General features: G+C 49.6%; 4 protein-coding genes and 1 pseudogene. 2 read left to right on the forward strand and 3 right to left on the reverse strand.

The features are described 5' to 3' along the window. Positions 1–862: 862 nt before the first annotated feature. Positions 863–997 (forward strand): annotated as a pseudogene (locus JUF10_RS14265) (KxYKxGKxW signal peptide domain-containing protein); the annotation flags it as partial. A gap of 209 nt (positions 998–1,206) precedes the next feature. On the opposite strand, the gene JUF10_RS14115 reads toward JUF10_RS14265, so the two are convergent. From JUF10_RS14115 to JUF10_RS14125, 3 genes are all read right to left on the reverse strand, one after another. Continuing rightward, on the reverse strand, positions 1,207–1,404 hold the full coding sequence (locus JUF10_RS14115) for a hypothetical protein (RefSeq protein WP_236008206.1): 198 nt from the start codon (positions 1,402–1,404) through the stop codon (positions 1,207–1,209). A gap of 990 nt (positions 1,405–2,394) precedes the next feature. Further along, on the reverse strand, positions 2,395–2,601 hold the full coding sequence (locus tag JUF10_RS14120) for a hypothetical protein (RefSeq protein WP_236008207.1): 207 nt from the start codon (positions 2,599–2,601) through the stop codon (positions 2,395–2,397). A gap of 3,198 nt (positions 2,602–5,799) precedes the next feature. Then, a complete protein-coding gene (locus tag JUF10_RS14125) occupies positions 5,800–13,992 on the reverse strand; it encodes a hypothetical protein (protein ID WP_236008208.1) in 8,193 nt (2,730 codons plus the stop codon). Between the two features lie 217 nt (positions 13,993–14,209). Here JUF10_RS14125 and JUF10_RS14130 point away from each other — a divergent pair, with 217 nt between their 5' ends. Next, the gene (locus JUF10_RS14130; RefSeq protein ID WP_236008209.1) at positions 14,210–14,470 is read left to right on the forward strand and encodes an LPXTG cell wall anchor domain-containing protein; all 261 of its coding nucleotides are present in this window, start codon (positions 14,210–14,212) and stop codon (positions 14,468–14,470) included. Positions 14,471–14,475 lie beyond the last annotated feature (5 nt).

The following is a 14,475-nucleotide window of genomic DNA, read 5'->3' on the forward strand; positions in this document are numbered from 1 at the left end:
CTATAGACCTAAAGGCTGAAAGTATCCAAATACTGTTTAAGCCCGGTATAACAAAGATATTACCGTAAAAATTAGGCAACTCAGTTCATTCTTCGCCTTACCGGCCGCCAGATATGGGCTGGAACGGTGCGGACACAACTTGACCCTCAGTTTTCCTTTTGAATTGACTAAGATGATGAGGAAGATAGCCCTGAATTGGGCGAAAATCCTTACTTTTTAGTCCCATAAACTGGGAAATTTAGTCGTAATGAGAGCGCAATCAATGATGAATTTGTTGTTACATACGGGCCCTGATGTAACGATAATTTTTCCGAATCTTAAAATGGACTAAAAATTAGGTTGACTTTTTGATTGGAGTTGTTCTGAGGAACCGATTGCACAGATTACCGATTTTGGCTAAAAGAAAAATTATAAAGATAATTATGACCGATGTGAACCAGTCAGGTGAGTTTGTTTAGTTGAGATTATTTTCTAAAATTTGCTGAGTAATAGATTTTACTAAACTTACTATAAGTGGATAAACAGTTGAAAATACTGATATATCAATAACTGTAACTGCTGGACACACAAAATAAAAGCTAAATACGGATAACACTAATACTGATAAAAGTTGGAACGTGTTTTTAACAAAAATGTACATAAAAAGCTAATCAATTTCATAATAAAACAATTCACTTTGAATCTAGTTCTATCTTTTAAATAGTGTGCACGGTTGAGTTGTGCTAAAATAATCTTTAATGAAAAATCTATTTATAGGGTGTCTACTTTCAGGGGCAATCAATCATAGATTTTAATCTTTTACGATAAAAAGTTAACCAATAGGATTAACAATCAAAAAGGGGACGTGTTAAAAGTGAAGTTCATGCGGCATCAAGCTTTTAATGGCGATCCTAAACTGCGGTATAAGATGTTTAAGGCAGGCAAGAAGTGGGTCTTTGCTGCTTTAGCGTCATTTACGCTCTTAGGTACGGGAAGTCTGACAGTCAAGGCGGATTCTTCAAACCAGACTGACGGATCTTCCAGTGATGGGAGCACGAGCGAATCCTCGGCAAGCGGGTCAAGTGCGTCCTCGGTGGCGTTACGGACCAGTGAGTCAACTTCCAGTGCAGCCTCATCTTCCGCCAGTTCAGCAACACCAACAACGTTAGCAAATTCAGCGACGAGTTCTTCAACCGCTAGTGTAGCAGCGAAGAGCAGTTCAGCGTCTCAATCTTCGGCGGCCGGAAGCTCACAGAGCAGTTCGGCGGCCATTTCAGCATCTTCTGCTAGCTCAACAGCTAGTTTGTCCGCAAGCTCCTCGGCCAGTTCAACTGCTAGCTCATCTGCAGCACCTGCTACCAGCTTCTCAGCTAGTTCAGCTGTCGGGGGTGCGGTGAAAAAAACGGCATCCGGAACATCAAACAATAGTGCGGCTAGTTCTTCTATTAGCAGTACGGCTAATAGTACGGCCGAAGTGTCATCAATGAAGCGGGCTACCTATAGCCGAGCATCATTACTGCGGCTAGCAGCGGTTACGCCAACAGCAACGGCGACCAGTGCAAGGGCAACCGCAGTGTCAGCAGTTGCTGCGGCAGCGCTTGCTTCTAGTGCTGCCAGTAGCTACGCGGCGTTAGTGAATACGACGACGGTTCAGACAGCGGTCAGTGCCGTCCAGAGTGCCTACCGAGAGACATCGCAGGCTGAGGACTTTGCCCAATACTATAGTAGTTTGGCGAACTCCTATGCAGCGGCGGTCGGAAGTAGTGTGGGTGACGTCACCGATTTAGATGCGCACGCATCCAGTGCCACTAGTTTAGCGACCTCTTATGCAGTCAGTGCGGTGTCCTATGCCAGTCTGACTTCCAGTGCAGCTAATGCGGCCTCCAGTGCGGCAGCTGCCGGTTTGGTCGCCATGGTCAGCAGTGCCAATGTCCTGACAGACTCGGGTGCCAAGACGGCAACGACTTTTGCTAATTATGCAGACGATGCTGTGAATGCTGTATTCGCGACGACGCAATTGGATCAAGACAACGATGCATTGACCAGCCTTTATACCGTAGTTGATAGTGCGGCCACGGTTGCTAACAATGCGGCAGTTTCCGCTGAAGCACTACAAGATAGTGCTTCAGCAGCCTTCCAAGCAGCTAGTTCCGCAGCGGCGACCGGTGACTTTGATACGGCCAGCTCAGCCTACGTGACAGCAACTAGTTTGGGGAGTCAGGCCGAGGTAATTGCTGAAACGGCAACCAATGCTTATTGGGCGGCTGATTCTGCAGCGAGTGCGGCAACGGCAACAGCTTTGACCGACATTGCTAGTTCGGCTGCGGTCGATGCAACTGCGGCGGCAACCGCAAATTCCACAGCAGCGAGTGCAGCTACACAAGCAAGTAAATATACTGGGACCCAGTCTGCCAGTTACGCGGTAATCGCGTCATCAGCGGCAGCTACGGCGTCCAGCGCGGCCACAGTTGCTAGCACAGCTGCGGTTAATTTAGCGGCTGCAAAGACGGCGAAGAAAGCCACAATGTATGCGCAGGAGATTGCCTCGGCAGCGAATGCAGTGGCCGTCGCCGAATCAACGGCGACGAGTGCCGCCTTAATGGGATCGGAGTTTGATGCCACTCCCGTAAAAAATCAAAATACGAGTTCTACCGCAGCTAGTGCCACGATGACGGCGTCAAGTACAGTTTTGAATGCGGGTGGTAGCCTTACTTTAAGCCTTAGTGGAACGATTAATGCAGGGTCGACTACTGGAAATACAGTCACATACATGTATTCGACGAATGGGTCAACTTGGTCAGCATGGGGAACGGATACAAAGGCTGCTAGCGGTGGCTTTGTGTCGTCAAGCGTTAGCAGTTCTAATACGCAGACCATCACTGCGGCCGGAACTTATTATTTCCAGGGTATCCTGACTGGGAAATACGGCCTTTTTATCACGTCACCGTATTCAGCGGGCTCAAATGTGATCACAGTTGTTGTTTCTGACCCGAAAGGGAACTATCAAACCCAGGCCTCACAGGCAACAAGCTTGGCGACGAGTGAAGCAGCGATGGCGGAGAGTGTTGCCAGTGCGGCCACTTCTAATGCCACAAAAGTGATGAATATTGGTACGGCCGACGCAACGACGATTTCCTATGCAACAACGGCCAACAGTGCCAGCACAAATGCGAGTTCTTATGCGACGTTGGCCTCATCAGCGGCAAGTGCTGCACAGGCCTCGTCAGTTTTAGCATCTTCATATGAAAGTCAGAAGACCTATTCCGCAGCTAGTTCGGCGGCAGCAACTGCTACGGCGAGTGAAGCATTAGCCAGTTCCTATGCACAGTTGGCTAGTTCGGCAGCAGCGGTCACGAAGACGGCGACGGATGCGGCGTTGCTTCAAGCGGCCAAAGATGGTGACACGGCGTTACAGTCTGAAATTGCGGCTAGTTATGCGTCAGCGGCGGCTTCTTCGGCGAAGGTTGCTTCTAGTGCAGCGGTGCGGGCAACTTCTAATGCTAATGATGCCAACCACGTCACGTCTTTAGCCACCAGTTATGCCAGCTACGTGACGGCATATAACAGCGACGCCACGGTAGCAGCCTTGGCGGCTAAAAGTGATGCAACGGCCGCCAGTTCTGCGGCGGCAATGGCAGCGTCTTATGCGGCACTTGGTCAGTACAACGATGCAGAGATGGCGGCAAAGACTGCCAGTTCAGCAGCCGAGAGTGCAACGACCGAGTTGTCCAATGCGATGAGCGCGGCTGGTGCAACGGCGATGACTTTGATGTCACTCCAGTCGGCTTATGCAACCTCTGTCGCTACGGCGGATACGTCTGCGGCGACATCGTTTGGAGTTACCGCGAGTTCGGCAGCGAGTGTGGCCAATTCTTTGGCTAGTGCAATGTCGAAGAACACAGCGTTAGGAAGTTCTTACGTTTACGTGACGTCTTCTTACGCTGCAGATGCTCAGGTGGCGGCGAGTGCAGCAACGGCTTCGGCCTCAGCGGCGTCATCCGACATGACGATTGCGCAGATTGCTTTGGTTACGGGAAGTGCAACGGTAGCCAGTTCTTACGCGAAGGATGCGGATGAAGCCTTAGCCGATGCATCATCGTATATGAACATTGCCAGTTCAGCGGCCAGTCTCAGCGCATTAGGGGCTTCGGCTGCTGCTGTGTATTCAAACAATATGAATAACCCCCAATATGTGATCGACGGCAACGCGCTAAGCATTTTGGGAATCCCATTAAGTACTGGCTTCTTGGTGCAACCGGCCTCACTGACGTCAACGACTTCGGGGAGTACGATTACGTTGTCCGCGACGGCAGCCATTTCGATTATTAACGCGCCGGCGCTTACGATTTCTCATACCTGGAAAGTTCAAGTCAACGGGACGTGGTATACGCTAGATCAAGCTGTTACCAATCATTTTATTAGTGCCCATAGTGATAACTCGAATGATACGGCTTTGACTATACCTTCACTAGAGGCAAGTAGTGTATTCACGTTCACGGTTGACCCAAGTTTTACAGGAACACTGATCTTTCAGGAAACGGCTGGCTTAACGACGCTTGGTGCATCGTTAATCGGTAGTGGAGATATTGGCAGTAACCTTGCTGAAGTCGATGTCTATGGCAACGATATTAATGCGGATGACTTAACGGTTACGGGTGGTAACTATTTGATGAACGGGCAGTCCGGTTCCTATACCGCAACGGCCAATCCATCGAATGCGACTGGAAGTATCAAATGGACCAGTAGTAATCCTAGTTTAGCAACAGTTGACGCCTCGGGTCTGGTAACGGCAGCGGCTAGTGGAGCTGGTGTGATCACGATTACAGCGACGTTGACTAACGGTGATGGGACTACAGTGGTGGCCACTAAGTCAGTAACTGTTGGTAATGGGTTGTCGGATCAGACGGTCAATGCCGGAGGAACCTTGACTTGGTCACCGGATGCGGATCTTAGTGATGCGTTGAGTTCTGGCGGAAGCATTACCTATACTTGGCACCTACCCAATGGAAAAACCGTGACGACCACGACGCCAACTTTGACGCTCAGCGGCATAAGTGCCAGCGACGCCGGACAATACAGTTTGGTCATTTCAACGTCGAATAACTCCTATACAGTTGGACCGGCAACGTTGACGGTCAATGCCGTGGAGACGTCGGCAGCATCGTCATCGGCATCTATGGCATCCAGTGCGGCTAATGTTGCCAACGAGTATGCCAGTGTGGCAACATCGTACGGTAATTTGGCCAGCGACTATGCGCCTAAAAATTCAACGGCCAGTGGGTATTCAACACTAGCTAGTTCGGCATCTGCGGAGGCCTTGAGCGCGGCGGCAACGGCTTCGACAGCGACGTCGGCAGCCTTAGCAGCACAATCGCAAGCTGAATCAGCAGAAGCAGCGGGAAATAATTCCAGTGCACAATCTTATGCGTCAGCAGCATCATCTGCGGCTTCGGAAGCAGCGACGGCACAAGAAAAATCATCGAGTGCGGCAAGTGAAGCGCAGACGTATGCCAATATGGCGATTGCTGTTGTTGAAGAAGCTGACTCGGAATCAGAAAGTGAATCGGAATCAGAGTCAGAGAGCGAGTCTGAATCCCTTTCGGTTAGCGAGTCTGAGTCCGTCTCAACATCAGAAAGCGAATCAGCTTCGATTTTAGAAAGTGAATCCTTCTCTACTAGTGAGTCGGAGAGTGAGTATCTTTCGGAGAGTGAATCGATATCTGAAAGTCAGTCTGAGCTTGAGTCAGAGAGCATGTCTGAATCAGAATCCCTCTCATCGGTAGAAAGCGAATCAGCTTCGATCTTAGAAAGTGAATCCGTTTATGCTAGTGAATCGGAAAGAGAATATCTGTCGGAAAGTGAATCCACATCTGAAAGCCTAGCCGAATACCAATCTGAAAGTGAATCGGAATCAGAATCTCTCTCATTGGCAGAAAGCGAATCAGCTTCGATTTTAGAAAGTGAATCCTTCTCTACTAGCGAGTCAGAGAGTGAGTATCTGTCGGAAAGTGAATCGATATCTGAAAGCGAGTCCGAATTAGAGTCGGAAGCCGAATCAGAGAGCATGTCTGAATCAGAATCCCTCTCATCCTCAGTAAGCGAATCCGTTTCTACTAGTGAGTCGGAAAGAGAGTATCTGTCAGAAAGTGAATCTGTTTCCGCGTCAATAGTAGAGAGTGAGTCGGTATCAGCGAGTGAATCAGTCTCGACCAGCGAGAGTGAATCGACTTCGGCCTCAATTGCCGAGAGTGAATCTGTTTCCGCCTCGATTGCTGAAAGCGAGTCCGCATCAGCGAGTGAATCAGTTTCGACGAGTGAGAGCGAATCGACTTCGGCCTCAATTGCCGAAAGTGAATCTGTTTCCGCATCAATCGCTGAAAGCGAGTCCGCATCAGCGAGTGAATCTATCTCGACGAGTGAGAGTGAATCGACTTCTGCATCACTAGAGAGCGAGTCAACTTCCGCTTCAATTGCTGAGAGTGAGTCGACGTCAACGAGTGAATCAGTCTCGACGAGTGAGAGCGAGTCAACTTCCGCTTCGTTTGCTGAGAGTGAGTCGATATCAACAAGCGAATCAATCTCGACGAGTGAAAGTGAGTCAACCTCTGCCTCGATTGCTGAGAGTGAGTCGACGTCAACAAGCGAATCAATCTCAACAAGTGAAAGTGAATCGACTTCCGCTTCGATCGCTGAGAGTGAATCGACATCAACAAGCGAATCAGTCTCGACAAGTGAAAGCGAATCGACTTCGGCTTCAATCGCTGAGAGTGAGTCAACGTCAACGAGTGAATCAATCTCGACAAGTGAAAGTGAATCGACCTCCGCATCGATTGCCGAAAGTGAGTCGACGTCAACAAGCGAATCAGTTTCAACAAGTGAAAGTGAATCGACTTCTGCATCACTAGAAAGTGAGTCCGCGTCAATCGCTGAAAGCGAATCGGTATCAACAAGCGAATCGGCCTCGACAAGCGAAAGCGAGTCAACCTCTGCCTCGATTGCTGAGAGTGAGTCAACGTCAACAAGCGAATCAGTCTCGATGAGTGAGAGTGAATCGACATCAGCGAGTGAATCAATTTCGACGAGTGAGAGCGAGTCAACTTCAGCTTCAATTGCTGAGAGTGAATCGACGTCAACAAGCGAATCAGTGTCGACAAGTGAAAGCGAGTCAACCTCCGCTTCAATCGCCGAAAGTGAGTCGACGTCAACAAGCGAATCAATCTCAACGAGTGAAAGTGAATCGACATCAGCGAGTGAATCAGTCTCGACAAGCGAAAGCGAGTCAACCTCTGCCTCGATTGCTGAGAGCGAGTCAACGTCAACAAGTGAATCAATCTCGACGAGCGAAAGTGAATCGACTTCTGCATCACTAGAGAGCGAGTCTGCTTCAATCGCTGAAAGCGAGTCAGTATCAGCGAGTGAATCAGCCTCAACGAGTGAAAGTGAATCGACTTCTGCTTCGTTAGAGAGTGAGTCCGCGTCGATTGCTGAAAGCGAGTCAACATCAACAAGCGAATCGATCTCAACTAGTGAGAGCGAGTCGACTTCAGCTTCGATTGCTGAGAGTGAATCGACATCAACGAGTGAATCAATCTCGACGAGCGAAAGTGAATCGACTTCTGCTTCAATTGCCGAAAGCGAATCTGTTTCCGCATCGATCGCCGAAAGCGAGTCAGCGTCAGCGAGTGAATCCGTCTCGACGAGTGAGAGCGAATCAACTTCGGCATCAATCGCTGAAAGCGAGTCAGCATCAGCGAGTGAATCCGTCTCGACGAGTGAGAGCGAATCAACTTCGGTATCAATCGCTGAAAGCGAGTCAGTATCAGCGAGTGAATCAGTTTCGACGAGTGAAAGTGAATCGACCTCTGCATCATTAGAGAGCGAGTCCGCATCAATCGCTGAAAGTGAGTCAGTATCAGCGAGTGAATCGGCCTCGACGAGTGAGAGCGAATCAACGTCCGCCTCGATTGCCGAAAGCGAATCGGTATCAATGAGTGAGAGTGAATCGACTTCTGCCTCAATTGCCGAAAGTGAATCGACGTCAACAAGCGAATCGGTTTCGACTAGTGAAAGTGAATCCGTTTCTGCTTCGATTATCGAAAGTGAATCGACCTCTGCTTCAATCGCTGAGAGTGAATCGACCTTGGCCTCAATTGTCGAAAGTGAATCTGTTTCCGCATCGATTGCTGAAAGCGAGTCGGTATCAGCGAGTGAATCCGTCTCGACGAGTGAGAGCGAATCGACTTCGGCATCAATCGCTGAAAGCGAGTCAGCATCAGCGAGTGAATCCGTCTCGACCAGCGAGAGTGAATCAACTTCGGCCTCAATTGCCGAAAGTGAATCTGTTTCCGCATCAATCGCTGAAAGCGAGTCAGTATCAGCGAGTGAATCCGTCTCGACCAGCGAAAGTGAATCAACTTCTGCATCACTAGAGAGTGAGTCCGCATCAATCGCTGAAAGCGAATCAGTATCAACGAGCGAATCGGCCTCGACGAGTGAGAGCGAATCAACGTCCGCTTCGATTGCCGAAAGCGAGTCAATATCAACAAGCGAGTCGGTCTCGACCAGCGAAAGCGAGTCAACATCAGCGAGTGAATCGGTATCGACGAGTGAAAGTGAGTCCACTTCTGTTTCGATTGCCGAAAGCGAGTCGACCTCAACGAGTGAGTCGGTCTCAACCAGCGAGAGTGAATCGACTTCAGCCTCAATTGCTGAAAGCGAGTCAACTTCAGCTTCAATCGCTGAGAGTGAATCAACATCAACAAGCGAATCTATCTCGACGAGTGAAAGTGAATCGACTTCTGCATCACTAGAGAGTGAGTCTGCTTCAATCGCTGAAAGCGAGTCTGTATCAACGAGTGAATCGGTCTCGACTAGCGAGAGTGAATCAACGTCTGCTTCGATTGCCGAAAGCGAGTCAACGTCAACAAGCGAGTCGGTATCAACCAGCGAAAGTGAATCAACATCCGCTTCGATTGCTGAGAGTGAGTCAACGTCTGCTTCGATTGCCGAAAGTGAGTCGTCGTCAACAAGCGAATCCCTCTCGACCAGCGAAAGCGAATCGACTTCGGCGTCAATCGCTGAAAGCGAGTCAACATCAGCGAGTGAGTCGGTCTCGACCAGCGAAAGTGAATCAACTTCTGCTTCGCTAGAGAGTGAGTCTGCTTCGATTGCTGAAAGCGAGTCCGTATCAACGAGTGAATCGGTCTCGACTAGCGAAAGTGAATCGACCTCTGCTTCAATCGCTGAAAGCGAGTCAATATCAACAAGCGAATCTATCTCGACGAGTGAGAGCGAGTCAACCTCTGCTTCGATTGTCGAAAGTGAATCTGTTTCCGCATCAATCGCCGAAAGTGAGTCAGTATCAGCGAGTGAATCAGTTTCGACGAGTGAGAGCGAATCAACTTCGGCATCAATTGCCGAAAGTGAATCTGTTTCCGCATCAATCGCCGAAAGTGAGTCAGTATCAGCGAGTGAATCAGTTTCGACGAGTGAAAGTGAATCGGCCTCGACCAGCGAGAGCGAATCAACTTCGGCATCAATTGCCGAAAGTGAATCTGTTTCCGCATCAATCGCTGAAAGCGAGTCAGCATCAGCGAGTGAATCAGTTTCGACAAGTGAAAGTGAATCGGCCTCGACCAGCGAGAGCGAATCAACGTCCGCCTCGATTGCCGAAAGCGAGTCAACATCAACGAGTGAATCGGTATCAACCAGTGAGAGTGAATCGACTTCTGCCTCAATTGCCGAAAGCGAGTCAGTATCAGCGAGTGAATCAGTTTCGACGAGTGAAAGTGAATCGACCTCTGCATTATTAGAGAGTGAGTCCGCATCAATCGCCGAAAGTGAGTCGGTATCAGCGAGTGAATCGGCCTCGACGAGTGAGAGCGAGTCAACCTCCGCTTCGATTGCCGAAAGCGAGTCAATATCAACAAGCGAGTCGGTCTCGACCAGCGAAAGCGAGTCAACATCAGCGAGTGAATCGGTATCGACGAGCGAAAGTGAATCAACGTCCGCTTCGATTGCCGAAAGTGAATCAACGTCAACAAGCGAGTCGGTCTCGGCCAGCGAAAGTGAATCAACTTCTGCATCACTAGAGAGTGAATCTGCCTCGATCGCTGAAAGCGAGTCTGTATCAACAAGTGAATCGGCCTCGACGAGTGAGAGCGAGTCAACATCAGCGAGTGAATCGGTATCGACTAGCGAAAGTGAATCAACCTCTGCTTCGATTGCCGAAAGTGAGTCGACGTCAACAAGCGAATCAGTCTCGACCAGCGAAAGCGAATCGACTTCGGCGTCAATCGCTGAAAGCGAGTCAACATCAGCGAGTGAATCGGTATCGACGAGCGAAAGTGAATCAACGTCCGCTTCGATTGCTGAAAGTGAATCGACGTCAACAAGCGAATCGATTTCGACCAGTGAAAGTGAATCGACCTCCGCTTCGCTAGAGAGTGAGTCTGCCTCAATCGCTGAAAGCGAGTCGACGTCAACGAGTGAATCTGTATCGACGAGTGAGAGCGAATCGACTTCTGCTTCAATCGCTGAAAGCGAGTCAACATCAACGAGTGAATCAGTATCGACAAGTGAGAGCGAGTCGACATCCGTTTCGGTTGCCGAAAGTGAGTCAACGTCAACAAGCGAGTCGGTCTCGACCAGCGAAAGTGAATCGACATCTGCATCACTAGAGAGCGAGTCCGCTTCGATTGCTGAAAGTGAGTCCGTATCAGCAAGTGAATCGGCCTCGACCAGTGAAAGCGAATCAACATCTGCATCAATCGCTGAGAGTGAGTCAACGTCAACAAGCGAATCAATCTCGACGAGCGAAAGTGAATCGACATCTGCATCACTAGAGAGTGAGTCCACCTCGATTGCTGAAAGCGAGTCCGTATCAACGAGTGAATCAGTATCAACCAGTGAGAGCGAATCAACGTCTGCATCAATCGCTGAGAGTGAGTCTGTATCAACGAGTGAATCGGTCTCGACCAGTGAGAGTGAGTCAACATCTGCATCACTAGAGAGTGAGTCCACCTCGATTGCTGAAAGCGAGTCCGTATCAACGAGTGAATCAGCATCAACCAGTGAGAGCGAGTCAACCTCTGCTTCGATTGCCGAAAGTGAGTCAACGTCAACAAGTGAATCTGTATCGACGAGCGAAAGTGAATCGACCTCTGCGTCACTAGAGAGTGAGTCTGCCTCAACCGCTGAAAGCGAGTCCGTATCGACAAGCGAATCAGTCTCGACAAGTGAAAGTGAATCGACCTCTGCATCATTAGAGAGCGAGTCAACCTCCGCTTCGATTGCTGAAAGCGAGTCAACGTCAACAAGCGAATCAATCTCGACGAGTGAAAGTGAGTCCGCTTCTGTTTCGATTGCCGAAAGCGAGTCGACCTCAACGAGTGAATCAGTCTCGACCAGTGAGAGTGAATCGACTTCGGCCTCAATTGCTGAAAGCGAGTCAACGTCAGCTTCAATCGCTGAGAGTGAGTCAACATCAACGAGTGAATCCGTATCGACTAGCGAAAGCGAATCAACTTCTGCATCAATTGCTGAAAGCGAGTCAACATCAACGAGTGAATCGGTCTCGACGAGTGAAAGTGAATCAACCTCCGCTTCGATTGCCGAAAGCGAGTCAACGTCAACAAGCGAGTCGGTATCCACCAGCGAAAGTGAATCAACTTCTGCATCACTAGAGAGTGAATCTGCCTCGATCGCTGAAAGCGAGTCTGTATCAACAAGTGAATCTGCCTCGACGAGTGAGAGCGAGTCAACATCAGCGAGTGAATCGGTATCGACTAGCGAAAGTGAATCAACCTCCGCTTCGATTGCCGAAAGCGAGTCAACGTCAACAAGCGAATCCCTCTCGACTAGCGAAAGTGAATCGACTTCTACATCACTAGAGAGTGAGTCCGCGTCAATCGCTGAAAGCGAATCAGTATCAGCGAGTGAATCGGCCTCGACCAGTGAGAGTGAGTCAACCTCCGCTTCGATTGCCGAAAGCGAGTCAACGTCAACAAGCGAATCGGTATCCACCAGCGAAAGTGAATCGACTTCTGCATCACTAGAGAGTGAATCTGCTTCAATTGCTGAAAGCGAGTCCGTATCGACAAGCGAATCAGTCTCGACGAGTGAGAGCGAATCAACGTCTGCCTCGATTGCCGAAAGTGAATCGGTATCAGCGAGTGAGTCAGTCTCGACAAGTGAAAGTGAATCGACCTCTGCATCATTAGAGAGCGAGTCCGCATCAATCGCTGAAAGCGAGTCAGTATCAGCGAGTGAATCGGCCTCGACGAGTGAGAGCGAGTCAACGTCTGCTTCGATTGCCGAAAGCGAGTCAACGTCAACAAGCGAGTCGGTATCCACTAGCGAAAGTGAATCGACTTCGGCATCACTAGAGAGTGAATCGACTTCGGCATCACTAGAGAGTGAATCGACTTCGGCATCACTAGAGAGTGAATCGGCCTCGACGAGTGAGAGCGAATCAGCGTCCGCTTCGATTGCCGAAAGCGAGTCAACGTCAACAAGCGCATCGATCTCGACTAGCGAAAGCGAATCGACTTCGGCATCACTAGAGAGTGAGTCTGCCTCAATCGCTGAAAGTGAGTCTGTATCAACGAGCGAATCTGCCTCGACGAGTGAGAGTGAGTCAACATCTGCTTCGATTGCCGAAAGCGAGTCAATGTCAACAAGTGAATCGGCCTCGACCAGTGAGAGCGAGTCAACATCCGCTTCGATTGCCGAAAGCGAGTCAACGTCAACAAGCGAATCAGTCTCGACGAGTGAAAGTGAATCGACTTCTGCCTCATTAGAGAGTGAGTCCACATCAATCGCCGAAAGTGAGTCGGTATCAGCGAGTGAATCGGCCTCGACCAGCGAAAGTGAATCAACGTCCGCTTCGATTGCTGAAAGCGAGTCTGTATCGATCAGTGAGAGTGAATCAATCTCTGCATCACTAGAGAGTGAATCCACCTCAATCGCTGAAAGCGAATCGGTATCAACCAGCGAAAGTGAATCGACTTCTGCATCACTAGAAAGTGAGTCCGCTTCGATTGCCGAAAGCGAGTCGACATCAACAAGCGAGTCAACCTCCACTTCAATTGCGGAAAGCGAGTCAACGTCAACAAGCGAATCAATCTCGACGAGTGAAAGTGAATCTACATCTGCATCACTAGAGAGTGAGTCCGCCTCAATCGCTGAAAGCGAGTCTGTATCAACGAGCGAATCAGTCTCAACTAGTGAGAGCGAATCCACATCCGTTTCTCTAGAGAGTGAGTCTGCGTCAATCGCTGAAAGCGAGTCCGTATCGACAAGCGAATCAGTCTCGACGAGTGAGAGCGAGTCAACCTCCGCTTCAATTGCGGAAAGCGAGTCAACGTCAACAAGCGAATCAATCTCGACGAGTGAAAGTGAATCTACATCTGCGTCACTAGAGAGTGAATCTGTTTCGATTGCTGAAAGCGAGTCCGTATCGACAAGCGAATCAGTCTCGACCAGTGAGAGTGAATCAACGTCCACTTCGATTGCCGAAAGCGAGTCAATGTCAACAAGCGAATCAATCTCGACGAGTGAAAGTGAATCGACTTCTGCATCACTAGAGAGTGAGTCCGTTTCGATTGCTGAAAGCGAATCAGTATCAACGAGTGAATCAGCCTCGACTAGCGAGAGTGAATCAATTTCGACTTCAGTCGCTGAGAGTGAGTCAACATCTGTTTCGATTGCCGAAAGTGAATCGACGTCAACAAGCGAATCAGTATCGACTAGCGAGAGTGAGTCAACTTCTGCTTCGATTGCCGAAAGTGAATCGACGTCAACAAGCGAATCAGTCTCGACCAGTGAGAGCGAATCAACCTCCGCTTCAATCGCTGAGAGTGAGTCGACATCAACGAGCGAATCAGTTTCGACCAGCGAAAGCGAGTCAACATCTTCCAGCGCTGGTAGCACAACTGGTGGTCCTGGTGAGTCAACGTCTAATGACAACGCTGATTCATCTGCGTTAGCCAATGGGGCGGCAGGTGATACCATTACCACAGGCACTAACAACACGTCAGGAACCTCTGGTATTTCTGGATTTTCCGGTATTTCCGGTATTTCCGGTTCTAGCCATTCAGCTACAGCAACCACAACTCAACAGGGTAGTAGTGGTGATACGGCTAATGATGATGGGTCGAGCACGAGACCGCTACACACCGGGGGTGATGGTGATCGTGTCTCTGGCATTGAAAACCAGAACAACATGGGAATGATTACGAAACGAGTTACCGGCAACGGGTCAACCACCGACAAGGCTAACAGTCAGTTGGCTGGCGTTCCTGGCGACCACACAGAAGGGACGGCAGGTGGCGATTCAGCTGCCAACCACGGTGATGCTGATTCCAGTCACGATGCTTTACCACAGACTGGTGAGCAGGATACTGGCGAAGCGACTTCGGTAGTCGGCTCAATTCTGTTAGGATTCCTAGGTTTACTTGGGTTTAAGCCAAGACGGAAGCGCGACGACTGATTCAG

It is taken from the genome of Levilactobacillus andaensis, assembly GCF_016861695.1.
GTDB classification, from domain to species: domain Bacteria; phylum Bacillota; class Bacilli; order Lactobacillales; family Lactobacillaceae; genus Levilactobacillus; species Levilactobacillus andaensis.